This window comes from Actinoplanes sp. NPDC051537 (assembly GCF_055586105.1).
Map to the genome: position 1 here is coordinate 310609 of NZ_JBVJIU010000005.1, position 26721 is coordinate 337329.

General features: G+C 71.8%; 31 protein-coding genes. 21 read left to right on the top strand and 10 right to left on the bottom strand.

The genetic code is table 11. The annotated features are described in order from the left end of the window. Positions 1-113 precede the first annotated feature (113 nt). Positions 114-578: an SRPBCC family protein gene (locus ACZ6TB_RS14020; protein WP_465554196.1), complete on the bottom strand. Its 465-nt coding sequence runs from the start codon at positions 576-578 to the stop codon at positions 114-116. 80 nt (positions 579-658) lie between these two features. Here ACZ6TB_RS14020 and ACZ6TB_RS14025 point away from each other — a divergent pair, with 80 nt between their 5' ends. From ACZ6TB_RS14025 to ACZ6TB_RS14070, 10 genes are all read left to right on the top strand, one after another. Further along, the gene (locus ACZ6TB_RS14025) at positions 659-2245 is read left to right on the top strand and encodes a phytoene desaturase family protein (protein ID WP_465554198.1); all 1587 of its coding nucleotides are present in this window, start codon (positions 659-661) and stop codon (positions 2243-2245) included. A gap of 77 nt (positions 2246-2322) precedes the next feature. Next, positions 2323-3507, top strand: a complete 1185-nt coding sequence (locus ACZ6TB_RS14030; protein ID WP_465554200.1) for a glycosyltransferase — start codon at positions 2323-2325, stop codon at positions 3505-3507. An 81-nt stretch (positions 3508-3588) separates the two neighbouring features. Next, on the top strand, positions 3589-4482 hold the full coding sequence (locus ACZ6TB_RS14035; protein ID WP_465554202.1) for an ABC transporter ATP-binding protein: 894 nt from the start codon (positions 3589-3591) through the stop codon (positions 4480-4482). Positions 4483-4484: 2 nt separating this feature from the next. Beyond that, positions 4485-5219, top strand: coding sequence for an ABC transporter permease (locus ACZ6TB_RS14040; RefSeq protein WP_465554204.1), 735 nt, complete (start codon positions 4485-4487; stop codon positions 5217-5219). 11 nt (positions 5220-5230) lie between these two features. Then, positions 5231-6496: a sensor histidine kinase gene (locus ACZ6TB_RS14045; RefSeq protein ID WP_465554206.1), complete on the top strand. Its 1266-nt coding sequence runs from the start codon at positions 5231-5233 to the stop codon at positions 6494-6496. After that, on the top strand, positions 6493-7125 hold the full coding sequence (locus ACZ6TB_RS14050) for a response regulator (protein WP_465554208.1): 633 nt from the start codon (positions 6493-6495) through the stop codon (positions 7123-7125). Before ACZ6TB_RS14045 ends, ACZ6TB_RS14050 begins: the two co-directional genes overlap by 4 nt. A gap of 52 nt (positions 7126-7177) precedes the next feature. Then, entirely contained in the window at positions 7178-8068 is an 891-nt protein-coding gene (locus ACZ6TB_RS14055; RefSeq protein ID WP_465554210.1) for a hypothetical protein, read from the top strand. 42 nt (positions 8069-8110) lie between these two features. After that, positions 8111-8614, top strand: coding sequence for a hypothetical protein (locus ACZ6TB_RS14060; RefSeq protein ID WP_465554212.1), 504 nt, complete (start codon positions 8111-8113; stop codon positions 8612-8614). Positions 8615-8645: 31 nt separating this feature from the next. Next, a complete protein-coding gene (locus tag ACZ6TB_RS14065; RefSeq protein ID WP_465554214.1) occupies positions 8646-9479 on the top strand; it encodes a helix-turn-helix domain-containing protein in 834 nt (277 codons plus the stop codon). Positions 9480-9486: 7 nt separating this feature from the next. After that, positions 9487-9903, top strand: a complete 417-nt coding sequence (locus ACZ6TB_RS14070) for a VOC family protein (RefSeq protein ID WP_465554216.1) — start codon at positions 9487-9489, stop codon at positions 9901-9903. Between the two features lie 22 nt (positions 9904-9925). Here ACZ6TB_RS14070 and ACZ6TB_RS14075 read toward each other — a convergent pair whose 3' ends face one another. Next, a complete protein-coding gene (locus tag ACZ6TB_RS14075; RefSeq protein WP_465554218.1) occupies positions 9926-11551 on the bottom strand; it encodes a RecQ family ATP-dependent DNA helicase in 1626 nt (541 codons plus the stop codon). A 42-nt stretch (positions 11552-11593) separates the two neighbouring features. Continuing rightward, positions 11594-11734 (bottom strand): hypothetical protein, encoded by a 141-nt coding sequence (locus tag ACZ6TB_RS14080; protein WP_465554220.1) that lies wholly within the window; start codon positions 11732-11734, stop codon positions 11594-11596. 148 nt (positions 11735-11882) lie between these two features. Here ACZ6TB_RS14080 and ACZ6TB_RS14085 point away from each other — a divergent pair, with 148 nt between their 5' ends. After that, a complete protein-coding gene (locus tag ACZ6TB_RS14085; RefSeq protein ID WP_465554222.1) occupies positions 11883-13418 on the top strand; it encodes a glycoside hydrolase family 3 protein in 1536 nt (511 codons plus the stop codon). A 20-nt stretch (positions 13419-13438) separates the two neighbouring features. Here the strand turns inward: ACZ6TB_RS14085 and ACZ6TB_RS14090 are convergent, their stop codons facing one another. After that, positions 13439-13726 carry a GNAT family N-acetyltransferase gene (locus tag ACZ6TB_RS14090; RefSeq protein WP_465554224.1) on the bottom strand — a complete coding sequence of 96 codons (288 nt, stop codon included), beginning with the start codon at positions 13724-13726 and terminating at the stop codon, positions 13439-13441. A 42-nt stretch (positions 13727-13768) separates the two neighbouring features. On the opposite strand from ACZ6TB_RS14090, the gene ACZ6TB_RS14095 reads away from it, so the two are divergent. The 7 genes from ACZ6TB_RS14095 (at position 13769) to ACZ6TB_RS14125 (ending at position 17834) form a co-directional block, all read left to right on the top strand. Next, complete coding sequence (locus ACZ6TB_RS14095) at positions 13769-14104, top strand: hypothetical protein (protein WP_465554226.1); 336 nt, start codon at positions 13769-13771, stop codon at positions 14102-14104. Between the two features lie 37 nt (positions 14105-14141). After that, positions 14142-14966, top strand: coding sequence for a DUF1206 domain-containing protein (locus ACZ6TB_RS14100; protein WP_465554228.1), 825 nt, complete (start codon positions 14142-14144; stop codon positions 14964-14966). 107 nt (positions 14967-15073) lie between these two features. Then, the gene (locus tag ACZ6TB_RS14105; protein ID WP_465554617.1) at positions 15074-16264 is read left to right on the top strand and encodes a mechanosensitive ion channel family protein; all 1191 of its coding nucleotides are present in this window, start codon (positions 15074-15076) and stop codon (positions 16262-16264) included. Between the two features lie 48 nt (positions 16265-16312). Beyond that, complete coding sequence (locus ACZ6TB_RS14110; RefSeq protein WP_465554230.1) at positions 16313-16744, top strand: phage holin family protein; 432 nt, start codon at positions 16313-16315, stop codon at positions 16742-16744. Beyond that, on the top strand, positions 16741-17046 hold the full coding sequence (locus tag ACZ6TB_RS14115; protein ID WP_465554231.1) for a DUF3618 domain-containing protein: 306 nt from the start codon (positions 16741-16743) through the stop codon (positions 17044-17046). Before ACZ6TB_RS14110 ends, ACZ6TB_RS14115 begins: the two co-directional genes overlap by 4 nt. Next, positions 17043-17312 carry a DUF4235 domain-containing protein gene (locus tag ACZ6TB_RS14120; protein WP_465554233.1) on the top strand — a complete coding sequence of 90 codons (270 nt, stop codon included), beginning with the start codon at positions 17043-17045 and terminating at the stop codon, positions 17310-17312. Before ACZ6TB_RS14115 ends, ACZ6TB_RS14120 begins: the two co-directional genes overlap by 4 nt. Before the next feature lie 318 nt (positions 17313-17630). Beyond that, positions 17631-17834, top strand: a complete 204-nt coding sequence (locus ACZ6TB_RS14125) for a cold-shock protein (protein ID WP_030440218.1) — start codon at positions 17631-17633, stop codon at positions 17832-17834. 136 nt (positions 17835-17970) lie between these two features. On the opposite strand, the gene ACZ6TB_RS14130 is transcribed toward ACZ6TB_RS14125, so the two are convergent. Continuing rightward, positions 17971-18201, bottom strand: coding sequence for a hypothetical protein (locus ACZ6TB_RS14130; RefSeq protein WP_465554236.1), 231 nt, complete (start codon positions 18199-18201; stop codon positions 17971-17973). Then, positions 18195-19172: an aldo/keto reductase gene (locus tag ACZ6TB_RS14135; RefSeq protein ID WP_465554238.1), complete on the bottom strand. Its 978-nt coding sequence runs from the start codon at positions 19170-19172 to the stop codon at positions 18195-18197. The genes ACZ6TB_RS14130 and ACZ6TB_RS14135 overlap by 7 nt, the downstream gene beginning before the upstream one ends. A 65-nt stretch (positions 19173-19237) precedes the next feature. Between ACZ6TB_RS14135 and ACZ6TB_RS14140 the strand changes: the two genes are divergently transcribed. Together ACZ6TB_RS14140 and ACZ6TB_RS14145 are read left to right on the top strand one after the other, a co-directional pair. Then, a complete protein-coding gene (locus ACZ6TB_RS14140; RefSeq protein ID WP_465554240.1) occupies positions 19238-19999 on the top strand; it encodes a trans-aconitate 2-methyltransferase in 762 nt (253 codons plus the stop codon). Between the two features lie 23 nt (positions 20000-20022). Continuing rightward, positions 20023-21045: an adenosine deaminase gene (locus tag ACZ6TB_RS14145; protein WP_465554241.1), complete on the top strand. Its 1023-nt coding sequence runs from the start codon at positions 20023-20025 to the stop codon at positions 21043-21045. On the opposite strand, the gene ACZ6TB_RS14150 is transcribed toward ACZ6TB_RS14145, so the two are convergent. The 4 genes from ACZ6TB_RS14150 to ACZ6TB_RS14165 all read right to left on the bottom strand — a co-directional run bounded on the left by ACZ6TB_RS14150 (position 21030) and on the right by ACZ6TB_RS14165 (position 25687). Then, positions 21030-21182: a hypothetical protein gene (locus tag ACZ6TB_RS14150; RefSeq protein WP_465554243.1), complete on the bottom strand. Its 153-nt coding sequence runs from the start codon at positions 21180-21182 to the stop codon at positions 21030-21032. The genes ACZ6TB_RS14145 and ACZ6TB_RS14150 overlap by 16 nt on opposite strands. Positions 21183-21197: 15 nt before the next feature. Further along, a complete protein-coding gene (locus ACZ6TB_RS14155) occupies positions 21198-23393 on the bottom strand; it encodes an RICIN domain-containing protein (protein ID WP_465554245.1) in 2196 nt (731 codons plus the stop codon). A gap of 204 nt (positions 23394-23597) precedes the next feature. Further along, positions 23598-24893, bottom strand: a complete 1296-nt coding sequence (locus tag ACZ6TB_RS14160; protein WP_465554247.1) for a HAMP domain-containing sensor histidine kinase — start codon at positions 24891-24893, stop codon at positions 23598-23600. A gap of 104 nt (positions 24894-24997) precedes the next feature. Continuing rightward, entirely contained in the window at positions 24998-25687 is a 690-nt protein-coding gene (locus ACZ6TB_RS14165; RefSeq protein ID WP_465554249.1) for a response regulator transcription factor, read from the bottom strand. A gap of 96 nt (positions 25688-25783) precedes the next feature. Here ACZ6TB_RS14165 and ACZ6TB_RS14170 point away from each other — a divergent pair, with 96 nt between their 5' ends. Then, entirely contained in the window at positions 25784-26671 is an 888-nt protein-coding gene (locus ACZ6TB_RS14170; protein WP_465554251.1) for an ADP-ribosylglycohydrolase family protein, read from the top strand. Positions 26672-26721 lie beyond the last annotated feature (50 nt).

Genomic DNA, 26721 nt, shown 5'->3' on the forward strand with positions numbered 1-26721 from the left:
ACTGGGTGGGGCGAGAGTACGGCCCGCCTACGACATTTCCGGGCGGTCATCCACAGACTCCGGCCCGGCATTCGACAATGCCGGTCCGGATTCGATTCATGCGTTACGTGTGGTCAGAGGCCGGGGCGGTCCACTTCCCCGCGCCAGGCGCCGGTCTCGACGCCGCCCTGGTTCTCGATGAACTCCTTGAAGCGGTGCAGGTCGCCCTTCACGCGGTGGTCGACCACGCCGAGCACGGCGCCGGCCTTCTCGACCGGGCCCTGGGGCTCGAAGTCCATCTGCACGGTCACGCGGGTGTGCGCGTCGTCCAGGCGGTGGAACGTGACGACGCCGGCCTGCTTCTCGCCCTCGGTCGCCTTCCACGCCACGCGCTCGTCGGGGAGCTGCTCGGTGATCTCGGCGTCGAACTCGCGCTTCACGCCCGCGATCTCGGTACGCCAATGGAGGTGCGTCTCGTCGAGCTGGCGGATCTCCTGCACGCCGTCCATGAACCGCGGGAACTCCTCGAACTGGGTCCACTGGTTGTAGGCGGTCCGCACAGGCACGTCGACGTCAACGGACTCGGTAACGGTACTCACGGTGTGTATCCCTCCCATGGTCGCGTGTTATGCAGAGACGTGCCCGGGCAATGGAGGGCCAAACGTGGCGAGAGGAACAGATGGACACCGCGGACGCGATCGTCATCGGCGCCGGCCACAACGGTCTGGTCGCCGCCAACCTGCTGGCCGACGCGGGCTGGGAGGTGCTCGTCCTCGAGGCGACACCCCAACCCGGCGGCGCCGTACGCTCGGGTTTTGTCACCGCGTCGGGGTATATGTCGGATCTATTTAGCTCGTTCTACCCCCTCGGCATCGCCTCGCCGGTACTCCGGAGCCTCGACCTCGGACTGGACTGGAAGCACGCCCCGGCCGTCTTCACCCACCTCCTGCCGGACGGCCGCGCCGCGACCGTGAGCCGCGACCTCGAGACCACGATGGCGTCGATGGAACAGTTCGCCCCCGGCGACGGAGAGCGATGGCGCGACACGTACGCAGAGTGGTCCACGATCTCCGAGCAGTTACTCGACGTGATCCTGACCCCGTTCCCGCCGGTGCGCGCCGGCCTGAGCCTGGTCGCCCGGCTCAAGACCGCGGGCGCGCTGCGGATGGCGCGGCGGCTGCTGCTGCCGGTCCGTCAGCTGGGCGCGGAGCTGTTCCGCGGCGAGGGCGCGACGCTGGCCCTGGCCGGCTGCGCGCTGCACACCGACCTCGGCCCCGAGGACGCGGCCGGCGGCGTCTACGGCTGGCTGCTCGCGATGCTCGGGCAGGAGATGGGCTGGCCGGTGCCGGCCGGCGGCGCCCAGCGGATCACCGACGCGCTCGTCTCGCGGCTGCGCGCCCGCGGCGGCGAGATCGTCTATCGGGCCCCGGTCGAGAAGGTCCTGATCGCCCGCGGCCGGGCGATGGGCGTGCGCGACGCCGGCGGCCGCGACTACCGGGCCGGCCGGGCCGTGCTCGCCGACGTGCCGGCGCCGGGCCTCTTCCTCGACCTGGTCGGCGAGCGCTGGCTGCCGCCGATGATGCGCGAGGACCTGCGGCATTTCCGCTGGGACGGCGCCACCGTGAAGATCGACTGGGCCGTGGCCGGGAAGATCCCGTGGCGGACGCCGGTCGAGGCCGGCACCGTGCACCTCGGCGCCGACCTCGACGACCTCACCCGCTACTCCGGCGATCTCGCCACCGACCAGGTCCCGCGCAAGCCGTTCCTGCTGTTCGGCCAGATGACCACGGCCGACGCCGGGCACTCCCCGCCGGGCACCGAGTCGGCCTGGGCGTACACCCACCTGCCGCACCGGCCGAGCTGGTCGGCGGGGGAGATCGAGGAGCACGTCGCGCGGATGGAGGCGGTCGTCGAGGAGCACGCGCCCGGTTTCGGCAAGCTCGTCGCCGGCCGGCACGTCTTCTCCCCGGCCGGCCTCGAGCGGGACGACCCGTCGCTGGTCGGCGGCGCGCTCGGCGGAGGCACCGCGGCCGCGTTCCAGCAGCTGTTCCTGCGCCCGATCCCGGGCCTGGGCCGGGCCGACACGCCGGTCGACCGTCTCTTTCTCGCGAGCTCCTCGGCCCATCCCGGCGGCGGCGTGCACGGCGCGCCCGGCGCCAACGCGGCGCGGGCCGCGCTCGCCCGCGACCGTTTGCTCTCCGGCAACCTCTATCGCGCGGTTGTCGGTGCAGCTCAGAGCGCCGTCTACGGGTCCGCGAGCGGGTAGCCTGACATCGGTGATGTTTACCGATTTGGGCGTCGGGCATCAGGCAGCGCGTACCGTCGTCCGACCGGAGGGACCCCGTGCGCATCGCGATGATCTCTGAGCACGCCAGCCCCCTGGGCGATGGCGGCCAGCAAGCCCATGTCGCCGACCTGTCCGCGGCCCTGGCCGACCTCGGCCATGAGGTCCGCGTCTACACCCGCCGGGACGACCCGGCGGTGGCCCAGGAAGTGACCAGCCCCGACGGCATCCGGGTGGTGCACGTGCCGGCCGGTCCACCCCACGTCGTGCCGCCCGACCTGCTGCTTCCCTACATGGGCGAGTTCGCCCGGTGGCTGGAGGACCAGTGGCGCGCGGGGTGGCAGCCCGAGGTCGTCCACGCCCACTTCTGGACCAGCGGCCTGGCCGCCGTGACCGTGGCCCGCCAGCTCGGCGTTCCCGTGGTGCAGTCCTTCCACGAGCTCGGCGAGATCCAGGCGGGCGACGGCAAGCCGTCGCGCTCCGGCTACGAGCGGGCGCTCGGCCGGGCGGTCGACCGGGTGGTGGTGCAAACCCAGGACGAGGTACGCGGCCTGGTCCGCATCGGTGTTCCCCGGGCCCAGCTGACGGTCGTCCCGGCCGGCGTCGACTCGGAGCGCTACACGCCCGACGGCCCGGCCGTCGAGCGCGACCCCGAGCGTCCCCGCATCCTCTCGGTCGGCGACCGGCTCGTCGAGCGCAAGGGCTTCGGCGACGTCATCCAGGCCATGCGCTGGGTGCCCGGCGCCGAGGTGGTCGTGGTCGGTGGTCCGCACCCCGACCAGCTGCCGGCCGACCCGGGCGCCCGCAAGCTGCGCGCCCTGGCCGAGAAGCTGCAGGTCGCCGACCGGTTCCGGCTGGTCGGCCGGGTGCCGCAGGCGGACATGCCGCGGTGGTACCGGTCGGCCGACCTGCTCGTGGCCGCGCCCTGGCAGGACGAGTTCGAGCCGTCGACGCTCGAGGCGATGGCCTGCGGCGTGCCGATCGTGGGCACGGCGGTGGGCGGGCTCAACGAGACGATCGTCGACGGGCTGACCGGTGACCTGGTGCCGGCCCGCGACCCGCGCGCGCTCGGCGGCGCGCTGCGGCGGCTGGTCAACGACAAGGTGCGGCGGTTCGCGTACGCGACGGCTGCTCTTGATCGTGCTCGTCAGGCCTATTCGTGGAAGCGCGTGGCCGCCCAGGTCGGCTCCGTCTACAACGTCGTCACCGGCGCCCGCCGCAAGGACAGCGAGGCCGTGGCGTAGGACCGCATCCACCAACTGGTTGATCGGAAGGCTCGCTCGCCGGTCGATTCGCCGCCCCCGTTCCGCTGCGACGCTCGATTCATGGCAGTCATCGAGGTCCAGAATCTGCGGAAGCGCTACGGGGACACGGTGGCGGTGAAGGACGTCTCCTTCACCGTCGACCGTGGCGAGATCTTCGGCATCCTCGGCCCGAACGGCGCGGGCAAGACCACCACCGTCGAGTGCGTGTCCGGCCTGCGCACCCCCGATGCCGGCACGATCCGCGTGCTCGGCCGCGAGCCCCGGGACCCCGAGCTGCGCAAGCTCGTCGGGGTGCAGCTCCAGGAGAGTCAGCTCCCGGAGAAGATGACCGTGCGCGAGGCGCTCGAGCTCTACAGCGCCTTCTACCCCGAGCCGGCCGACTGGCGGAAGCTCGCCGCCGGCCTCGGCCTCGACGACCAGCTGCGCACCCGGTACGCGAAGCTGTCCGGCGGCCGCAAGCAGCGGCTGTCGATCGCGCTCGCCCTGATCGGCAACCCGCGCCTCGCGATCCTCGACGAGCTCACCACCGGGCTCGACCCGCAGGCCCGCCGCGACACCTGGGACCTGATCGAGTCGATCCGGGACAACGGCGTCACGATCGTGCTGGTCACCCACTTCATGGAGGAGGCCGAGCGCCTCTGCGACCGGGTCGCCGTCATCGACAAGGGCGAGGTCGCCGCCCTCGACACGCCGACCGGGCTGGTCAACGCGATCGCCACCGAGCAGCGCATCCGGTTCCGGCCGTCGGCGCCGCTCGACGACGCGCTGCTGCTGGCCGCCCCCGAGGTCGCCGCCGTGCACCGGCACGGCTCCCAGATCGAGGTCGTCGGCGCCGGCAACCTGCTGCACGCGGTCACCTCGGTGCTGGCCGCCCACCAGATCATCGCCAACGACCTGCGGGTCGAGCAGGCCAGCCTGGACGACGCGTTCGTCCGGCTGGTGGGAAAGGACTGACCATGTTCGTCAAGCTGACCGTGAGCGAGCTCAAGCTGCTGGCCCGCGAGCCCGTGCCGGCCTTCTTCTCGCTGTTCTTCCCGACCCTCCTGGTGGTCATCCTCGGGTGCATCCCGGCCTTCCGGGAGCCGCAGGAGAGCCTCGGCGGCGGGCGGGTCATCGACCTGTACGTGGGCATCGCCGTCGCGCTGACCCTCGCCATGCTGGGCCTGCAGGTCACGCCCGCGGTGCTCGCCTCGTACCGGGAAAAGGGGATCCTGCGCCGGCTCGCCACCACCCCGGCCCGCCCCGCCCTGCTGCTCGCCGCGCAGATGGCCGCGGCTCTGCTCACCGCGATCGTCTCCAGCGCCCTCGCCATCGCGGTCGGCCGGATCGCGTTCGACGTGCCGCTGCCCGACAACTTCCCGGCGTTCGTGCTGGCCTTCCTGCTGGCGGCGCTCGGCGTCTTCGCGATCGGGCTGTTCATCTCGGCCGTCGCGCCCACCGGCAAGGCCGGCAACGCGATCGGGACGCTGCTGTTCTTCCCCTCGATGTTCTTCGCCGGGCTGTGGACGCCGCGCGAGGTCTTCCCGGAGGCGCTGCAGCGGGTCGGCGACTTCACGCCGCTCGGCGCGGGGGAGCGGGCTCTGCACGACGCGATGACGGGCCATTGGCCGAGCCTGCTCTCGGCTACGGTTCTGGTGGGATACCTGGTGGTGTTCGGGTTCGCGTCGGCCCGGCTGTTCCGCTGGTCCTGAGGGGGTTGGTCATGTCGGAAGTCGCGCGGTTGGAGACGTGGCGCCAGCGGCTCGACGGCTGGATGATGTACGTGCCGTTCGGCGCGCTCGTCGCCTCCTCGGCCCTCGTCCCGATCGCCGCGGCGGCCGGCCTGCCCCACCTGCCGTTCCCGGTGACCGCCGTCGTCGTGGTGGTCACCGCCGCGTGGCTGCTCTGGTGGGTCAACCTGCATCCGGAGTGGAAGAACGACCGGCTCAAGATGGCGGTCTTCTTCACCGGGCTGGTCGCGCTGATCTTCATGCTGGTGTGGTGCAGCTCGTTCTACGGGTTCTTCGCCTGGACCGGTTATCTCTACGCCGGGTATGCGCTGCAGGGCCGCCTCACCCGGCTGGCCGGCGTCAGCGTGGTGGCGGTGGGAACCGCCCTCTCCCAGGCGGGCGGCTTCTCCGCGCTGGCCGAGTCGTCGTCGCGGAGCTTCTTCGCGGTGCTGCTGTTCTTCAACCTGGTCGTCGCCAACGCCCTGACGCTGATCGGCGCGATGAACGACGAGCAGTCGGCCAAGCGGGTCGTGATGATCAGCGACCTGGCCGCGGCGAACGCCGCGCTCGAGGAGGCGATGAAGGAGAACGCCGGCCTGCACGCCCAGCTGCTGGTGCAGGCGCGCGAGGCGGGCGTGCACGACGAGCGGCAGCGGATGGCGGGGGAGATCCACGACGTGCTGGCCCAGGGCCTGACCGGCATCGTCACCCAGCTCGAGGCGGCGTCGGCGGTGCCGGGGGCGTCCGAGCGGCACATCGAGGCGGCGAAGAAGCTGGCCCGGGAGAGCCTGGCCGAGGCCCGGCGGTCGGTGCAGGCGTTGCGGCCGCAGCCACTGGACTCGGCCGCCCTGACCGAGGCTCTCGAGGAGGTCGTGACGGGTTGGTCCGCCCTGCACGGGGTGACGGCCTCACTGATCACGACGGGCGCGCCACGGCCGCTGTTGCCCGAGATCGAGACGATTCTGCTGCGTACGGCTCAGGAAGCCCTGGCCAACGTGGCGCGCCATGCCGCCGCCGGGCGAGTTTTCCTGACTTTGTCGTATATGGAGGATCTGGTGACGCTCGATGTCCGGGACGATGGCACGGGCTTCGATGTCGGCGCCGTTCCAGATATTTCCGAGAAAGGCGGATTCGGGCTGGTCGGGATGCGGGAGCGGCTGCAGCGCATCGCGGGCACGCTCGTGGTCGAGTCGGAGCCGGGCGCGGGGACGGCGCTGTCGGCCGCGGTGCCCGCCATCGCGATCGGGGCGGCGGCATGATCGGGCTGCTCATCGTCGACGATCACCCGGTGGTACGCGACGGGCTGCGCGGCATGTTCGCCGGCGACGACCGCTTCGAGGTGCTGGGCGAGGCCGGCAACGGCAAGGAGGCGCTGGCGGTGGCCGCCGCGGTGTCGCCCGACGTGGTGCTGATGGACCTGAGGATGCCCGAGATGGACGGAGTCACCGCGATCCGGGCGCTGCGCGACCAGGGCTCGCGGGCCCGGGTGCTGGTGCTGACGACGTACGACACCGACCGCGACGTGCTGCCCGCGATCAAGGCCGGCGCCACCGGCTACCTGCTCAAGGACACCCCGCGCGAGGACCTGTTCCGGGCGGTCACGGCGGCGCACCGGGGCGAGTCGGTGCTCTCGCCGGCCGTGGCCGGCCGTCTCATGGGCTCGTTGCGCTCGCCGGTCAAGGAGCCGCTGAGCCAGCGCGAGATCGAGGTGCTCACGCTCATCGCGCGCGGCAACAGCAACCGGGAGGCGGCCTCGCGGCTTTACATCAGCGAGGCGACGGTCAAAACACACCTCCTGCACGCGTACGCGAAACTGGGCGTCCGCGATCGGGCGGCGGCCGTGGCGGCCGCGCTCGAGCAGGGACTCATACCTGGGTCGTATTCGTAAGTACGACCGTGGTCCGATGTCCTCCCCGCGCGGTTCCGGAAGGATCCCTCGCATGGCCACCGACACGAGCCCACGCCCGATCGAGCGCGCGTGCTACCAGTTAGGCGCCGTTCTGATCGCGAGCGGCCTCTTCCACGCCGCCGTCCTGATCACCTCCGGCGGCACCTGGGAGGGCCCGGTCTCCTGGCGAAAACCGACGACGTTCGGCCTGTCCTTCGGCCTCACCCTGATCGCCCTGGCCTGGGTCGCGTCCTACCTGCCGCTGCGCGACCGCACGCGCCGCCTGCTGCTCGGCGTGTTCGCCCTGGCCTGCCTCACCGAGGTCACCCTGATCACCGTCCAGGCCTGGCGGCACGTCCCGTCCCACTTCGACATGGAGACCCCGCTCGACACCGCCATCTCCCGGGTGCTGGCCGCCGGCGGGGGAGTCCTGATCCTGGTCGTGGTCGCCCTCGCCGTCGTCGCGTTCCGCCCGCTCCCGTCCGTGGCGCCGTCCATGCGCCTGGCCCTGCGGGCGGGCTTGGGGTCCCTCGTCGTCGCCATGGCGATCGGCGCCGTCATGGTCGTCATCGCGGTCCTCGACGTGGTCCACGGCGACCAGCTCGCGGCCTACGCGGTGGGCGCCCGCTGGAAACCGGCCCACTTCGTCCCGATGCACGGCGTCCTGGCCCTCCCGCTGCTGGCCTGGCTCCTTGCGCACACCTCGTTGCCGGAACGGTCCCGGGTTCAGACCGTCGCCGTGGCCGCGGCCGGCTACGGGATCCTTTGTGCGCTGGCCGTGGTCGAGTCCGTCTCGCGCATCGATCCGCTCCAGGCCCCGCTCCTGGCCGACGCCGTCACCGCGATCGCCTCGGCCGCCATCATCGCCGCCGCCGCGCGGGCGCTGGCCCTCTGGCGCCGAAAACCCGCCGACGCTGGTAATTTGCGGACGACTTCGGGGTAAGAAGCGACCCGTACCCGATTGCCGAGACATAAGGACTGACTCGTGACCGACGATCCGCTGTACTCGACGCTGGGCTTCACCGACTCCGAGTGGGGCCTGCTGGTCGGCCTGCCGCAGTCGGTGCTGACGGCGGCGAGCGCCGCCACGCCCGACAGCGCCCGCAAGACCCGGGCCGAGAGCGAGGCCGGCCTCGACGTGATCTCCGACGCGCGCACGTCGGCGAGCCCGATGGTCGCGGCCGTCGCGGCGGCGCTGGTCGCCGAGGTGGGCGACCCCGAGCTCGGCGAGGAGGCGCCGGTCATCGAGCCGGGGGATCCCATCGCGTACGCCGAAGATGTCCTGCTGCGCGCCGCCGAGGCGAACGCCCTGCTCACCGCCAAGGCCGAGCAGGCCGACGCCGAGACCTACAAGCACTGGCTGGTCGAGATCGCCGAGAGCGTGGTCGGCGCGGCCTCGACCGGCGGCGTCCTCGGCATCGGCGGCGAGACGGTGACCGACACCGAGCGTGCGTTCCGCGACGACCTGGCCAAGGCCCTGGCCGACTGACTCGTGCGACGCTGGTGAGGTGGCCGGTGAGGTGGCAGTCGACGAGTACGCGCAGGCGCGGCCGTCCGCCGCGTTACGGCCGTTCGTCGGGTTCTACTCCGGCTACCGGCAGGCGGGCGTCGCGCCCGCGCGGCATCGTGGGCTGCCCTCGCCGTACCTCACCCTGATCTTCACCCTCGACGACCCGCTGGAGGTCGTCGCCCACCCCGACCCCCGCCAGCGGCCCGGCCGTTACGACGCGCTGATCGGCGGGCTGCACCTCACGCCCGCGCTGATCACCCATCCGGGCCGGCAGTCCGGGGTGCAGGTGGCGCTGCGCCCGCTCGGCTGCCGGGCGCTGTTCGGCCTGCCCGCCGCCGAGCTGGCCCATCTCGACATCGACGCCGCCGCCGTGCTGGGCGCCGTCCTGGTCGACGAGGTCCGCGACCGCCTGCGCGCCGCGGGCGACTGGCCGTCCCGGTTCGCCGCCCTCGACGGCGTGCTCGCGCGCCACCTGCGGGCCGACCCGGCCGGGGTGTCCGGCGAGGTCGGATACGCGGTGCGCCGCCTGCTCGGGCCGGGCGACCCGGTCGCCGTCGCCGACGTCGCGGCCGAGGTCGGCTGGAGCGCCCGCCACCTGACCGACCGGTTCCGCGCCGAGGTCGGCCTGCGTCCCAAGGAGGCCGCGCGCGTGGCCCGCTTCGACCGCGCGCGCCGCGCCCTGACCCCCGATTCCCGCCTGGCCGACCTGGCCGCCGCCCACCACTTCGCCGACCAGTCCCACCTTGTCCGGGAATTTCGTGCGTTAGCGGGATGCACGCCGACGCGCTGGCTGGCCGACGAGTTCGGTTTTGTCCAAGACCCGGCCGCCCGGTCCCCGCAATGATCGGCGCATGACCGATGACAGGCAACCGCCACCGCAGGTGTGGCCCACCCTCCGGGCGACCGACGCCCGTGCTCTGATCAAGTTCCTGGTCGACGCGTTCGGTTTCGAGGAGACGGCCGTCTACGGCGACGGCGACCGCGTCGACCACGCCCAGCTATCCTGGCCCCTCGGCGGCGGCATCATGCTCGGCTCGGCCAACCGCGGCCCCGACGACCCGTGGTCACTGCCGCCCGGCACGTTCGGCGCCTACGTCGTGACCGACGACGTCGACGGTTTGCACGGCCGAGCCATGCGGGCCGGCGCCACAATCATCCGCGAGCCGCAGACCACCGACTACGGCTCGCACGAGTTCGCGGCCCAGGACCCCGAGGGCAACTTGTGGTCGTTCGGGACGTACCGCGGGGAGCCCCGCGCCACGGCCTAGTGGTGCGTCGGCCGCGCCCCCGTCATTCGGCCGTGAGCAGCTGGTTCTCCAGGACGACGGGCACCGACAGGGTCTTGTAGCCGAGCTCGTCGAAGAGCACGGTCATCCGATCCTCCTCGTAGCCCATCACCATCCCGCTGCCCCACTCCTGGTGACGCACCTTGCTGTGGATCGCGAAGGGCCCATCCGCAGGCGAAGGAGTGACGCCGTCCACGCAGTTGTCGCAGTGCCCGCACGGATGCTTCAGCTCCTCGCCGAAGTACGCGAGCAGCACCTGGCTCCGGCAGCCCCGGCTCTCGGCAAAGCCCCGCATCATGTCCGTCCGCGACCGCATCACGACCTGTTGCCGCTCGAAGTCCTTCACCGCCGCCGACGCCGCCGCGGCCGGCAGCGGCGCGAACGTCGGCACCGTCATCTTGCTGCCGGTCCCGGAGACGGCCGCCCCGACCTGCTCCAGCAGCCCCAGATATTGGCCGAGCTTCCGCGGCCCGAGGCCGGTTTTCTCGCGGAGAGCCGTTTTGGTCAGCGGTCCCGATCGGAGGGCGGCGGCCACCGCACGCAGCTCGTCCTCGTCCGGCGACCCGCCGGTGAAGAACCGCTGGATGGCCTCGTCCTCGGCGCGCCACAGCAGCATGGCGTGCGCCGGCGAGCCGTCCCGGCCCGACCGCCCGATCTCCTGGAAGTAGCTGTCCGGCGAGTCGGGCAGCGCCACGTGCGCGACCCAGCGGATGTTCGCCTTGTCGATGCCCATCCCGAACGCCGAGGTCGCCACCATGATGTCGATCTTGTCGTTCGCGAAGTCCTCCTGGCGCTGCTCGCGCGGGCCGCCGGCCATGCCGCCGTGGTAGAAGGCCGCGTTGTAGCCGGCGTCCACCAGCCGCTCCGACAGTTCCTCGGCCGCCCGCCGGGTGGCGACGTAGACGATCCCGGGCGGTTCCGCCGCGTCGATCAGCGCGGTCAGCCGCCGCCACCGGTAGGCCTCGTCCGGGCAGTACGCCACCTCGAGGAACAGGTTGCGCCGGTCCAGCCCCGAGACGTGGATCTCCGGCCCGCGCAGTCGCAGCCGCGCGACGATGTCCTCCCGTACGGGCGGGGAGGCCGTCGCCGTCAGCGCGAGCACCGGCGGCCGTCCCATCTGCTCGATCATGTCGCCGAGCGCCAGGTAGTCGGGCCGGAAGTCGTGCCCCCACGCCGAGATGCAGTGCGCCTCGTCGATCGCCACCAGGCCCGGCTTCAACGACCTGATCTCGGCGAGCCGGTCCGGGTCGCTGAGCTGCTCGGGCGTGATGAACAGGAACTCGGCCCGCCCCGACCGGATCTCCTCGATCGCCTCGCGCTGCTGGTTCGGCGTCTCGGCCGAGCTCACCCGCACCGCGCGGATCTTGGGGTCGTCCCGTTCGTTGAGCGCGGCGATCTGGTCCTGCTGGAGCGCCAGCAGCGGCGAGATCACGATGGTCGGCCCGGGCAGCAGCACGGCCGGGATCTGGTAGATCGCCGACTTGCCGCCGCCGGTCGGCAGCACGACCAGGGCGTCGCGGCGCCGCAGCACCGCGCGCATCGGCTTGAACTGGCCCGGGCGCAGCGAGGGCCACCCGAACTGCTGCCGGGCGACCCGGCGGAGACGTGGTCCGTACACGGGAAGCTTCATCGAGCCGCCATTGTGCCCCAGCATGGTCACCGGCAAACGGCGCTACTTCTTCCCGCCGAACATCCGGCGAATCGCCCAGAGAAGAAAAATCACGGCAAGAGCCACACCGAGCAGGCGTACGGCGTGAACCTGCGACCAATCGACGCCCGATCCAGCGGCCAGCGTCGTGCGGGGGATCGACACCCCGGCATCGTATCGGCTCCCGGGTGAGTCTCATTAAATAGAAAGGTTTGTTGACTAAATCCGGGAACGGGTGTGACCATAGGGCAGCAATGCGGGGGGCGCGCTCCCACGAGCGCGCGCGACGACGTCACCGGAGGTACGGGGGCCCATGCCCAACCACGATTTGCCGGAGCTGGCCGCGACCGTGCTCCAGCCCGGGTTCGTCGGCACCAGCGCACCGGACTGGGTCCGCCGCTGGCTCGGCGAGGGTCTCGGCGGGGTGGCGTTGTTCGCCCGCAATGTCGAGTCGCCGGCGCAATTGGCCGCGCTCACCGCGCAGCTGCGGGCCGAGCGCCCCGACGTGATCGTCGCGATCGACGAGGAGGCCGGGGACGTCACCCGCTTCGAGTCGCGCAGCGGAAGCTCCCGGCCGGGCAACCTGGCGCTGGGCGCGATCGACGATCCGGCGCTGACCGAGGCCGTGGCCCGTGACCTGGGCGCCGACCTCGCGAACGCCGGCATCACGCTGGACTACGCGCCCGACACCGACGTCAACAGCAACCCCGACAACCCGGTCATCGGCGTACGCGCGTTCGGCGCCGAGCCGCTGCTGGTGGCGCGCCACTCGGCCGCCTTCGTCCGCGGCCTCCAGGACGCCGGCGTCGCCGCCTGTGCGAAGCACTTCCCCGGCCACGGCGACACCAGCGTGGACTCGCACCACGACGTCCCGCTGATCGCCCGTAGCCGGGCCGAGCTGGACGCCGTGGAGCTGCTGCCCTTTCGGGCCGCGATCGAGGCCGGCGTCCAGGTCGTGATGACCGGCCACCTGCTCGTCCCCGCCTACGACGACGTGCTGCCGGCGACCCTGAGCCGCCGCATCATGACCGACCTGCTCCGCGGCGAGCTCGGCTTCGACGGCCTGATCGTCACCGACGGCATCGAGATGCAGGGCGTGCGCCGCAAGTACGGCCTGGCCGGCGCGACCGTGCTGGCGCTGGCGGCCGGCGTCGACGCGATCTGCGTGGGCGGCGACCACGCCGACGAGCAGACCGCGACCGAGCTGCGCGACGCGATCGTGGCCGCCGTCCGCTCCGGTGAGCTGCCCGAGGAGCGGCTGGCAGACGCGGCCGCCCGGGTCCGCGCCCTGGGCGCCTGGACCACCCGGGTGCAGACGGAGACCGGCGCCCGCGCCGCCGTCCGCCCGGCCGGCAACGGTTCCCAGGTCGGCTTCGACGCCGCCCGCCGCGCGATCCGGGTGACCGTCTCCGACACCGCCGCCCGCCTGCCCATCGACCGTCCCGCCCACGTGGTCGAGTTCGCCCCGCCGCGCAACATCGCGATCGGCGCCGAGACCCCGTGGGGCGTCGGCGCGCCCCTGGACGACCTGCTCCCCGGCACCACGTCGCTCCGCCTGACGGCCGACGACCTGGAGGGCCTGGCCGACCCCGCGGCCCCCGTGCTGGCCGGCGCCGAGGGCCGGGCCCTGGTGCTGGTGGCCCGCGACGTCCACCGCCACCCATGGCTGGCCACGGCCCTGACGCGGGTGCTCGAGTCCCGCCCCGACGCGATCGTCGTCGAGATGGGCGTCCCGGTGACCGTGCTGGGCGGCGTGCACATCGCCACCTACGGCGCGACCCGCGCCCTGGGCCTGGCCGCCGCCGAGCTCATCGCCGGCAGCCCGGTCCCGGCCCCGCTGGCCGCCTGAGCTTCAGAAAATCGGCCGAGTCAGGGCTCGACGACGATGTCGTCCCACTCGCGGTGGTCCTGGACGTAGCGGGCGAAGAACGGGCACAGGGTGATGACCTTCTCGCCCCGGGAGCGGATCAGGCCGAGGGTGCGGCTCGCCAGCTCGTTGCCGTAGCCGCGGCCGCGGAACTCGGGGCTCACCTCGCTGTGGGTGATGACGATCGCGCCGTCGCGGAGGCGGTACATGGCCAGCCCGGCCACCTCGCCGTCGGCCAGCAGCTCGAAGCGGTGGTTCGCGGCGTTGTCCCGGACATCGAAGTCGCTCACACCTGCCACCTTAGGGTCGCGCGGCGCCCGTACCCTCGAAGGGTGCTCAAGCCCACCCGGCGCGTCGCCGCCGCTCTCAGCTCCGCCCTCCTCGGTCTCGCGCTCGCCGGATCGACCGCCGCCTGCAGCAGCGACAACGTCAATTGCGGCGTCGACCAGTGCACGGTGACCCTCGACCGCGAGACCAACGCGAGCGCCAGCTTCCTGGGGGTCGAGGCCAAGTTCGTCAGCGCCGACGCGAACACGGTGACCCTCGACGTCGCCGGCAAGCAGGTCACGCTCACCAAGGGGCAGCAGGCCGTGCAGGTCGCGGGGCTGAACGTGGCACTCGACAGCGTCACCGGAGACACCGTCAGTTTCCAGGTGTCACGTAACTGAGGTTTGTCGAACGACGGCACGGGTCAATGAGGGGGACATGTCCTCCGCGACCTCGAACGTCAAATACACCGCATCACGAGCGGCCGACAGCAAGCCGCTGGAGTACGTCGCCCGGGCCGGCTTCGTCGGCTACGGCGTCATGCATCTTCTCTTCGCCTGGATCGTCTTCCAGGTCGCCTTCGGCGGATCGAGCCAGGAGAGCGACCAGTCCGGCGCTCTGAAGACGCTGGCTGGCAACGGCTTCGGCAAGGTGCTGCTGGTCCTGATCGCGATCGGCATGGTCGGGCTCGCGCTGTGGCAGGCCTTCGAGGCCGTGATCGGCGAGAGCGGCCCGCGCGACAAGTCGGCGATGGCCGAGCGCGTCGTCTCCGGCGTGCGCGCGGTCCTCTACCTGATGCTGGCCTGGTACGCGGTCAACATCCTGCGCGGCGCCAACGCGTCGATGGCGCAGAGCCAGGAGAACAAGTCGGCCGGCATCATGACCCACTCCGGCGGACGCTGGCTGATCGGCTTCGTCGGCCTCGTGGTGATCGGCGTCGGGGTCGGCATCTTCGTGTACGGGCTGCGGAAGAAGTTCCTGAAGCACCTGAACACTTCTGAGATGGCCGCCTCGGTGCGAAAGTCGACGACGCGCCTCGGCATGGCCGGATACATCGCCAAGGGCGTCGCGTACGCCATCGCCGGCATCCTGGTCGTGGCCGCCGCCGTGACCTACGACCCGGACAAGGCCCGCGGTCTGGACGCCGCGCTCAAGACGCTGGCCGGCCACCCGTGGGGCGTCTGGCTGCTCGCCCTGATCGGTGTCGGGATCGCCGCGTTCGGCATCTACTGCTTCGCCCAGGCCCGGTATCGGAAAGTGTGAGCCTCGCCCAATCTCCGCGCGAGAGGGTTGCGGAGACCGGGGACCCGGGCAAGCTGGGTCGCTGGTCTCCGTTTCAACCATCTTAGGAGAGGAACGTGCACGACCTGATGCTCGCCCTTCTCGCGGTCGTGGTGTCCGCGGGCGCCGCGATCGTGCTCGTGGAGATCCTGCATTGGCTGGTCGGACGCCTCGGCCGCCGCTCGGATCTGGCGGCCGACCTGGCCCGCACCGCGCACCACCCGTTCCTGGCCACGCTCACGCTGTTCGCGGTTCAGCAGGCGATCCGCTGGCGGGCCGGCGACTTCCCGGGCCGCGACGCCCTGCTGCACCTGCTCGTGGTGCTGTTCATCGCCGCCTTCGCCTGGCTGGTCGGCGCCCTGGTGCTGGTCCTCGAGGACGCGGCGCTGTCCCACTGGCGTACCGACGTGCCGGACAACCTGAAGCGCCGCCGGTTCAAGACCCAGCTGGTGATCCTGCGCCGCCTCACGGTGGCGACGATCGTGGTGCTCGCGCTCGGCGTGGTGCTGATGACCTTCCCCGGCATCCGGGCGCTCGGCGCCAGCGTGCTCGCCTCGGCCGGCCTGGTCAGCGTCATCGCGGCGCTGGCCGCGCAGAGCACGCTGGGCAATGTCTTCGCCGGCCTCCAGCTCGCGTTCAGCGATGCCGTCCGCGTCGACGACGTGGTCGTGGTCGAGAACGAGTGGGGCCGGATCGAGGAGCTCACCCTCACCTACGTGGCCGTGCAGATCTGGGACGACCGCCGGCTGTTGCTGCCGACGTCGTACTTCACCAGCAAGCCGTTCCAGAACTGGACCCGGACGAACTCGGCCGTCCTCGGCACCGCCGAGCTCGATGTGGACTTCTCGACCGAGATCGAGCCGCTGCGGGCCGAGCTGCGCGCCGTCTGCGAGGGGTCGCCGCTCTGGGACGGCCGGGTCTGCGTGCTCCAGGTGACCGACGCCGTGGGCGGCAACGTGCGGCTGCGGGCCCTGGTCAGTGCCGCCGACGCGCCGGCCCTGTGGGACCTGCGCTGCCTGGTGCGCGAGCGCCTGGTGACGTTCGTGTGGCAGCACCAGCGCGACTCGCTCCCCCGGGTGCGCGCCGACCTGGTGTCCGAGCGCGTTCCGGCCGGTCTCGCCCCGCGAACGCCCGCGGCGGGCGATGCTGACGAGGACAGCCGCGTGTTCTCCGGCGGCCGCGACGGCGAGGAGCGCGGCGCCCGATTCGCCGGTCCCGACGGGGATGACGCCGGACGCCTGGTCGATGCCCGTCTGCCGGGTTTTGCGCCGGAGGATTGACGACCAGTTGATCAGGGCATAAACCGGTGTAGGGGAAAGGGGGCGAACATGGCCGATGTCCTGAACGGCAAAGAGACTCGTCCGGTGGCGGAGCAGTCCACGGCCGAGCTGGTGCAGCGGGCCAGCGAACAGATATCCCGGCTGGTCAAGGACGAGCTGGCGCTGGCCAAGGCGGAGCTCGCGGAAAAGGGCAAGCACGCCGGCATCGGGATCGGCCTGTTCGGCACGAGCGGCGTCCTGGGCCTGTACGGCATCGGGGCCGCGATCGCCACGCTGATCATCGTCTTCGACATCTTCCTGCCGCTCTGGCTCGCGGCCCTGATCTGGACGGCCGCGCTGTTCCTGGTCGCCGGCGTGCTGGCACTGATCGGCAAGAATCAGGTGACCAAGGCGGTGCCACCGGAGCCGGTGGCCGCGATCGAAAGCGTCAAGGCCGACGTGGACGAGGTCAAGCAGGCGGTCAAGGGAGCCCGTTCATGAGCGATCAGACAAAGGATCAGCCGGTCCCGAAACCGACGGTCGAGGAGTTGCGAGCCGGCATCCGGCAAACGCGCGCCGAGCTCGGTGAGACCGTTTCGGCGTTGGCGGCGAAGGCCGATGTGAAGGCCCGCGCCCGCGACGAGGTCGAAAAGGCGAAGGTGCGTGCCCGCGGCGAGGTCGAGAAGGCGACGACGCGCGCCCGCGACGCGGTGCGGTCCTCGCCGGTGCCGGTCCCGCTGGTGGTGGCCGGCGTCGCGGCGGTCGTCGGAGTCTTCCTGGTGATGCGCGGGAGGCGGCGTTGAGCAAGGCCGGGAAGATCGCGTACAAGCCGGTCGGCATGCTGCTCGGCGTGGCCGCCGGCGCCATCGCGGGCTTCGCCTTCAAGGAGGTCTGGAAGGCGGTGGCCGGCGACGACGATGCGCCGAACGCGACCGATGAGGACCGTGGATGGGGCGAGATCCTCGCGGCCGCCGCGCTGCAGGGTGCGATCTTCGCGCTCGTGAAGGCGGCCGTCGATCGAGGCGGCGCCACGAGCGTGCGCAAACTGACTGGTCATTGGCCGGAGTAGTTCGCCGAGAGCAAGGTCGGCCTCCCACATCGCGAGAGCGAAGTGGGGGGCCTTTTCCGCATCAGCGAACGTTTATTCGATTCGGGTCGGGGGCAGCTTTCCGCGCCGCTTTTCGGGTACAGTGTGGCCAGTTTTTGCGTAAGTGGTTCGCTGCTTCCGCCAAGACCACGGGATGCCGCCCGATAGAGAGTCGGTTGGCGTCACCGGGTGGTGGCGGATGGGACGTCCTCTGGAAGGGCCGCCTCACGGCGCCGCTGCTCGAAAACGGTCATCGGCCCGGGCTCAGCAGGGCTGGCATTTTCAGAGGGAGAGTTCAGTATGGCGCAAGGAACCGTGAAGTGGTTCAACGCGGACAAGGGCTTCGGCTTCATCACCGTCGATGGCGGGGGTGCTGACGTGTTCGTCCACTTCTCGGCCATCCAGATGAGCGGTTACCGCAGTCTGGAAGAGAACCAGCGGGTCGAGTTCGAGATCGCCCAGGGCCAGAAGGGCCCGCAGGCGGAGCAGGTTCGCCCGCTCTGAGACACCATGCCGGTCATCGACCGGCTGCCGATCGCCTGGCGGAGGTCGGCTTCCGATCAACACAAGCCCCGCACTCTCGTCGCGCCCGTCTATGGGATCGGCGTGAGTGCGGGGCTTTTCTTTTGTTTCCGCGTATTTATCTTTTGGATCGAGATCGGACACGCTCGCCGATCACTACCAAGATCAGGCCGAACACGGCAACGGCGCCGCCGATGATTGCCCAGGTTTCTTTACCGCTCATCTTGCTGTCGGTCAGAATGTCGAGTCCCTGCAGTGTCCACAGAGCACCGAGCACGATCGCGAGTAAGCCGATCGTCATGGGCAACCAGCCCTTGAGCCGCGGGGGCGATGCCGGATCGTTCACCATTTGTCATGCACCATCGGACGGATCAACTCGTCGTAGACCTCGGTGACGGCGGAAAGGGTCTCGGCCGGCAGCGGCGCGAGGCCGGCGGCGGCCGCGTTGGCCCGCGCCTGCTCGCCGTTGCGGGCGCCGGGGATGACCACGGTGACGGCCGGCTGGTCGACGATCCAGCGCAGCGCGAACTGGGCCATGGTGGCGCCGGCCGGGATGAGCGGCCGCAGCCGCCGGACCGCCTCGAGCCCGGTCTCGAAGTCGACACCGGCGAAGGTCTCGCCGACGTCGAACGCCTCGCCGTGCCGGTTGTAGTTGCGGTGGTCGTTGGCCGGGAACGTGGTGTGCTCGTCGTAACGGCCGGAGAGCAGCCCGCTGGCCAGCGGCACCCGCGCGATGATCCCCACGCCGGCGGCGGCCGCGGCCGGCAGCACCCGCTCGAGCGGCTTGAGCCGGAAGGCGTTGAGGATGATCTGCACGCTCGCGGTGCCCGGGCGGGCGATGGCCGCGAGCGCCTCGTCGACCTTCTCGACGCTCACGCCGTACGCCCGGATGCGCTTTTCCTCGACGAGGGTGTCGAGCGCGTCGTAGACCTCGCCGGAGGAGAAGACCGGCGTGGGCGGGCAGTGCAGCTGCACCAGGTCGAGCGTCTCGACGCCGAGGTTGGCGCGGGAGCGGTCGGTCCAGGCCCGGAAGTTGTCGAGCGTGTAGTTCGCCACCAGCTGCGGCATCCGCCGTCCCATCTTGGTGGCGACAGTGAGCTGGGGCTTGTCCTTGATGAACGAGCCGACGATCTGCTCGCTGCGACCGTCGCCGTAGACGTCGGCGGTGTCGATGAAGGTGACCCCGGTGTCGACCGCGGCCTGCAGGGTCGCGTGCGCGTCGGCCTCGCTCACGTCGCCCCAGTCGGCGCCCAGCTGCCAGGCGCCCAGGCCGATCACGCCGACGGTGCGGCCCATCCTCGAGAAGCTGCGATTTTCCACGGGCCGACCTTACCGCCGGCGGTGGTATCTTCTTGCAAGACGTACGTACGGTTTGGAGGCTGACCATGTGGGATCCGGCCATTTACCGCCGCTTCGGCGCCGAGCGCTCGCGCCCGTTCTTCGACCTGACCGGCCGGATCGGCGCCGTGCGCCCGCGCGCCGTCGTCGACCTCGGCTGCGGTCCCGGCGAGCTGACCCTGACCCTCGCCGAGCGCTGGCCGGGGACCCGCCTGACCGGCGTCGACTCGTCGCCTGAGATGATCGACAAGGCGGTCGCGCACGGCGGGCCGGCCTGGTTCCAGCTCGGCGACGTGCGCGACTGGAAGCCCGGGCCGGACGTCGACGTGCTGGTCACCAACGCGACCCTGCAATGGGTGGACGGCCATCGCGAGCTGCTCACCCGCTGGGCGGCCGAGCTGCCGGCCGGGGCGTGGCTGGCCATGCAGGTGCCGGGCAACTTCGACGCGCCCTCGCACCGGCTGCTGCGCGCGGTGGCCGGCCGGTACGGGGTGGCGCACGCGACCCGGGAGGCGCCGGTGGACGATCCGACCGGCTACGCCGGCCTGCTGATGGGCGCGGGCGCGACCGTCGACGCCTGGGAGACGACCTATCTCCATCTGCTGCCGGCCGAGGGAGACGTGCATCCGGTGCTGCGGTGGATGGAAGGGACGGCATTGCGGCCCGTCAAGGCCGCCCTCGACGAGAATGCGTGGGAGTCCTTCCGCGCCGACCTGGGGCGGGAGCTGACCGCCGCCTATCCGGCGGCACACGGGCACGTCGCGTTCCCGTTCCGCCGCGTCTTCGTGGTGGCGCGGACCGCGTCATAGACCGCCACACAGAGGGGATTTCCGTGAGCGACCTGACCTCGTTCATCGCCGAGCTGCCGAAGGCCGAGCTGCACGTCCACCACGTGGGCTCGGCGTCGCCGCGGATCGTCGCCGAGCTCGCGGCCCGGCACGAGGGCCGGTCGCCGGTCCCGGCCGACCCCGCCGCGCTCGCCGACTACTTCGCGTTCCGCGACTTCGCGCACTTCATCGAGGTCTACCTGACCGTGGTCGACCTGATCCGCGACGACCAGGACGTCCGCACGCTGACCTACGAGGTGGCCCGCGAGCTGGCCCGCCAGCAGGTGCGCTACGCCGAGCTGACGATCACGCCGTTCTCCAGCGTGAAGCGCGGCATCCCGGCGCCGGCGTTCTGCGAGGCGATCGAGGACGCCCGGCGCGGCGCCGCCGCCGACTTCGGCATCGACCTCGCCTGGTGCTTCGACATCCCGGGCGAGGCCGGGCTGGCGGCGGCCGAGGAAACGCTGCGGATCGCGCTCGAGGAGCAGCCCGGCGGGCTGATCAGTTTCGGCCTCGGCGGCCCCGAGGTCGGGGTGCCGCGACCGCAGTTCAAACCGTACTTCGACCGGGCGCGGGCGGCCGGGCTGCACAGCGTGCCGCACGCCGGCGAGACGACCGGGCCGGAGACGATCTGGTCGGCGATTCACGATCTCGGCGCCGAGCGGATAGGGCACGGCATCACCGCGGCGCGGGACCCGGAATTGGTGGCCCATCTGGCCGGGCACGGCATTCCGCTGGAGATCTCACCGACCTCCAACGTGCGTACGCGCGCGGTCGCCTCGCTGGACGAGCACCCGTTGCCGGCGCTGGTCGCCGCGGGCGTGCCGGTCAGCATCAACTCGGACGACCCGCCGATGTTCGGGACGACCCTCGAGGAGGAGTACGCGGTGGCCGCCCGCCTGCTCGGCCTCGACGCGCACGGGGTGGCCGGCCTGGCCCGCGGCGCGGTGACGCAGAGCTTCCTCTCCCCGGCCGGGAAGGAAGCCCTGCTGGCCGAGATCGACGTCTACGCTCAGAAACGCGCGTAAAGAGGTTCTTGCCAGACCGCAAGGACCACGATGATGCCGATCGTCAGGATCGCGATCCAGCGGATCAGACGGCGTTTGTTGAACCGGGCCGGGCCCTCCTCGGGCTCGGCCAGGTGTTCAGTCAGCGTTTCGGGCACAGCATTCGCCTCCCGTTAGTCGGGTACCGCTGTCCAGCTCTGATGGCGCTGACCGTTGCCGTTCTGAAGCACCAGCACCCGGTGTGCGCCGAACCGTTGTTCGCCTACGCCGGCGACCAGGTCGCCGACCGTGGTACGCAGGGTGAATCCGTAGTCCGAGGCCTGCAACTGCCAGCGGGCCCCGTCGTCGGTGCCGCAGTCGCCCTGCACCAGGGGCGTGCCCGCGACCGGGTTGCCGTCGAGCGGCACCACGCACTTGCCGGTGGCCCGCGAGACCAGCGAGTAGCTCTTGCCGTTCCCGGCCGGAACGAGCTGCCACTGCTGCTGGGCGTTGCCGTCGGTCTCGCTCAGGGTCAGCGGCGTGCCGTTCGCGGTCCGGGCCGCGTACAGGTCGGCGGCGCCGCCGGTCAGCGCGTTGGTCAGGGTGAACCACGTGTTCTGCGCCGGCCGGGCGGCCGGCGCGGTCTCGGCGGTGGCCTTCGCCGCGTACGTCTTGCCGGACTTGATGGTCACGGCGTACTTCGCGTCGGGCTTGAGGCCGATCAGCCGGGCCCGGGTCGCCTTCGTGGTGGCGATCGGCGAGTTGCCGACCCACACCTCGTAGGTCGCCGTCGGGGAGGCCGCGCTCCAGGTGAGCCGGACCGAGCTGCTGGTGGCGTCGCGGATCTCGAGCACGGCCTGGACCGGCTGGGCCGCCACGGTCTGGGTGACGATCGGCTTCACCTTGCCGTGCACCGGTTCCTCGGAGACCGGCGCCGACGCCGGCGGCGGCGCGGTCGTGGCCGTGACCTCGGGGCTCGGCGGGGCGTCGCCGCCACCGTCGGCGGCGCCGGCGTCGTAGGACACCTCGGCGCTCGGCGCGGTCGTCGGCGTCACGGTCGCCGGGGCGGTGGCCGGCGGCGTGGTCGGCTCGGCCGGGACCGCGGGCGCCGGGCCCGCGTCCGGGATGTCGTCGCCACCGTCGCTGCGCAGCAGGAACTCGCTGGTCGCCATGTTCCAGTTGGTGGCCAGGTAGCTGCCCGGCTTGGGGTTGGTGCTGAAGTAGTCGTCGTGCCCGCAGTCGAGGCGGTTCTCGTGCTTCTTCGGGCAGACGGTGCGCACCGCCTTGCCGGCCCGGTCCTCGCCGCAGAGCAGGTCGTACTCGTCGAGACAGCCGCCGGCGCCGCTCGCGTTCGGCGTGTCGATCAGCACGGCGCCCAGCGTCTGGGTCAGCTCGCGGGCGGCCATCACCGAGCTCCAGCAGCCGGCGTCGACCCGGCCGTACGACGGGCCGCCGTTGTTGCGGTTGCCCAGGCCGGCCCGGCGGTCGGCGATGTAGGTCGCGATGCCGCAGTAGACGTTGGCGTCGGCGAACATCATGTACTTGCGGTCGGTGCGGTTGTAGCCCAGCGTCTGCAGCGCCCGGACGCTCTTGGCGAACGAGCTCAGCGCCTCGGGCGGCAGCTGCACCTCGGCCACGTCGACCCGGCACTGCGGGGTGGTGACGAAGCGGATGTGCCGCGAGCCGCCGGTCTCGCCGGCACTCTCGTCGAAGATCTGGTCGACCCCGGCCGTCCAGGTGCGGATCGAGCCGAGGAAGTCGGTGTAGCGCGACGGCGTGCCGAACTCGTGCAGGTAGAGGACCTGCACCCGCTTGCCGCCGCGGCCGTCGGACTCGCAGGCCACGCCCTGGGTGCCCATCACGAAGTCGGCCTCGCCCGGCGCCGCGTCGGGGACCAGCGCCGGCGCGTCCGCGGTCAGCGCGCTGCCGCCCTCGTCGCGGGCGATCTCGGCGTCGCTCGGCACGGTGGCCGACTCCTGGGTCGGCTGGACCGGCTCGGGCGCCTTGGAGGTGACCGGGGCGACGTCGCGGCGCACCGAGAGACCGGCCGGGGCCGGATCGGGGCCGTGCGTGCAGGTCTGATCGTCCAATTGGTACGTACCGGCGCAGATCGCATCGGCCTTGGCCGCCGACAGCCCCTCGTAGACCAGGCCCTGGCCCGGGTTGTCCTTGGGCATCGCGGTCAGCTCGAGCTGCTGCGAGCCGCCGCCGGAGACCTCCTCGACCACGCTCGGGCCGACGACCCCGCCGACGCCGAGCACCGCGAGTCCGAGCCCGACCGGCAGCAGCCGATGGCTCCAGGGGCGACGTGTCCACGAACGATCGCCGCGCGGCATCTCCACCCGGCGATGCGCGCGCGGCGCGATCACCGGCCGGCGGTGGGTGGACAAATCCTCTCCTTGCCTGGCGGGGGCGCGGTGAGAGGTGACCCCGAAGTGGTCACCCCGCACCGCGTCGGGGCTTCGCCGGTTCGCTTCGCGGGGACGATTTGCGGGCTCCGAACCGGGAAGCCGGATGGGATCGGAGCCAAAGATTCCACCCCGGCCGAGCCGGGGAAACCTCTTTAATACAGACCTAAGCAACTCTTGCACCGCTCACTCGGCCCGGCCCGGCCGGCTCGTGCGCTCCCGCGCCAGCCGTCCGACCAGCCCGAACCGGCTCGCCTGCTTGGGGGTGGCCTCGGCGTCGGCGAGCAGCATCACGACGCTGGCGCCGCCCATCGCGGCCCGGTCGAGGCTCACCGAGCCACCCGCCGCCTGCGCCGCGCGACGGGCGATGTCGAGACCGAGGCCCGTCGAGCCCTGGTTGCTCTGGCCACGCTGCATCGCCTTCTCCGGATCGGGAATCCCGGGGCCCGCGTCGTCGACACGGACGGCCACCCAGCCGTCACGCCGGGAGATGCCGACCTCGAAGGCGGTGCCCTGGGGTGTGTAGCGGAACACATTACCCAAAACGGCATCGAGCGCGGCAGCCAGCTCGACCCGGGCCACCGGAACGGGGATGCGGAGATGGGCGCCGATCACCCGGTACTGCCGGTTCTGATCGCCGGCCAGCGCCGACCAGAACATCATCCGTTCGCGTACGACCTCGCTGGCGTCGCACAACCCGTCCTCGGGGGCCTCCGCGACCTGTGCCGCGACGGCCTGCCGGGTGGTGTTGATGAGCTGGTTGACCTCGCCCTCCAGGGTCGCGATCGCCTGCCGGATTCGCCGGATCCCGCGCCTTCTGTCCAATTCGGCCTGATCGAACATGCCGACCTGGGTGTCGTCCGGATCGAGGGCCTCGGCGTCCAGCCGCAGCGCGGTCAGCGGGGTGCGCAGCCGGTGCGACAGGTCGGCGACCAGCTCGCGCTCGTCGGTGCGCGAGCTGACCAGGCGGTCGGCCATCCGGTTGAACGCATAGCCGGCCTCGGCCAGCTCGCGCGGGCCCGACGGCTCGATGCGCACGTCGAGGTCGCCGCCGCCGACCGCCATCGCGGCGTCGACCAGGTTGCGGGCCGAGCTCACCGCGCCCCGGGCCAGCCGGTCGACCACGAACACCGAGCCGCCGACCAGGCCGAGCGCGATGCCGAGCAGGAGCAGCCAGTTGCGGGTGGTGTCGCCGCCCAGGTCGGCGGCGGGCACGAACACCTCGACCACGGACGTCCTGCCGCCGACGGTCACCGGCTCCAGGCGTACGAGACCGTCGGAGACCGGCACCTCGCGGATCTCGCCGCTCTCGGCCGTCTTCCGCACCTCGCCCGCGTCGGCCCGGCCCTTCGCCGCGCCGCCGGCCGGATGCACCACCGTCTGGCCGCCCGCCGCCGAGACCGCGGCGGCCAGGCCCTTCTTGTCGGCGCCCGCGGCGATCGCGCCCGCGATCGTGGCGCTGCGCCGCTGGGCCACGGACATGACCTGGTCACGGTGGTCGGAGCGCAACTCCCAGCCGAGCGGGACGAGGAACGCGAGGGCGGCGATGACGGTGGTGGCGGCCGTGATGATCGCCAGCCGGGACCTCAGTCCGGCGCCACCAACCGGAATCCGACCCCCCGCACGGTGCGCAGGTAGCGAGGCTTCGCCGCGGACTCGCCCAGTTTCCGGCGGAGCCAGTACAGGTGGACGTCGATCGTCTGGTCCTCGCCGACCGATGGCTGTCGCCATACCTCCTCCAACAGCTCACGACGGGAGACCACCCGGCCCGGGCGGGCTGCCAGGTACGCCAGCAGATCGAACTCTTTACGGGTGAGGGCCAGCGACTGGTCGCCCAGGCTGGCGCTGCGCTCGCCGATGTCCACCCGCAGCTCGCCGACCTCGTGCACGGCGGGCTGGGCGGTGCGGCTCGCGCGGCCCACCCGGCGCAGCACCGTGGCGATGCGCGCGTCGAGGTGGGCGCCGGTGAACGGCTTGACCATGTAGTCGTCGGCGCCGGCTCGCAGCAGCCGGACGACGGTCTGCTCGTCGTCGCGCGCGGTGGCGATGATGATCGGCACGTCGGTGATGCCACGCAGCATGCGCAACGCGTCCGAACCGTCCAGATCGGGCAGTCCGAGGTCGAGCACCACGAGGTCGGGGGTCTCGGCGGCGACCCGGCGCAACGCGTCCAGCGCGGTGCCGACCGCGTGCACGGCGTGCCCCCGGTCGGTGAGCGATCGGAGCATGGCGCCACGCACGACGTGATCGTCCTCGACGAGCAACACCGTGGCCATGCGAAGACCGTACAGCCGACGGCAAGCGGCGCCTAACTCGTGATTCAGGGACACCCTTCGATCACGCCGAGTGATGGAATACCATCCGATGTGCCGATGTCATTCACGCTTTTCCCCGGTACGCGACTGGCCCTGGCCCTGGAGAGCCTGGCCGGTCTGAGCGTCGGTGACGCGCTGGGCGCCCGGAGCTTCGCGGCTCCTCTCGACTTCGGTGACCTGCCGCCGGCCCCGTGGGAGTGGACCGACGACACCGAGGAGGCGTGCTGCCTCGTCGCCGTCCTCGCCGAGGGCGATCTGGACCGCGACGCGCTCGCCGACCTGCTCGGGCGGCATCACGATCCGTATCGGGGGTACGGCCCCGGCGCGGTCACCATGCTGCGGGCGATCCGGGAGGGTCTGCCGTGGCCGATCGCGGCGGCGTCGGCCTTCGACGGGCAGGGCTCGGCCGGCAACGGGGCGGCCATGCGGGCGGCTCCGCTCGGCGCCTGGCACGCCGACTCACTCGCGCGCGCGGCCACGCAGGGCGCCCGGGCGGCCGAGGTGACGCACGCGCACGCCGACGGCATCGCGGGCGGGGTGGCGGTCGCGGTGGCGGCGGCGCTCGCGTCGGCCGGGCGGCTCGACGGGCACCGGCCCGGGCTGCTGCGGGCGGTGGCGGCGCACACCCCGGACGGCCCGGTCCGCGACGGTCTGCTCGCGGCCGTCCGCTTCCGGCGTCCCGGCGCGGTGGCGTACGAGCTGGGCAGCGGCGACCGGGCGCTGGCGCGCGACACGGTGCCGTTCGCGATCTGGGTCGCCGACCGGTTCCTCGACGACTACCCGGCGGCGATCCGGGCGTGCGTCGCGGCCGGCGGCGACGTGGACACGACCTGCGCGATCGCGGGCGGGATCGTGGCCGCGCACACCGGCGTCGACGGCATCCCGCCGGCCTGGCTGTCGGCCCGCGAGGCGCTACCGCCGTGGCTCGCCGCCACCTTGGCATAGGCTGCTCATCGTGGCGGAGGATTTCGAGCCGGACGGCCTGGAGCGGCTCT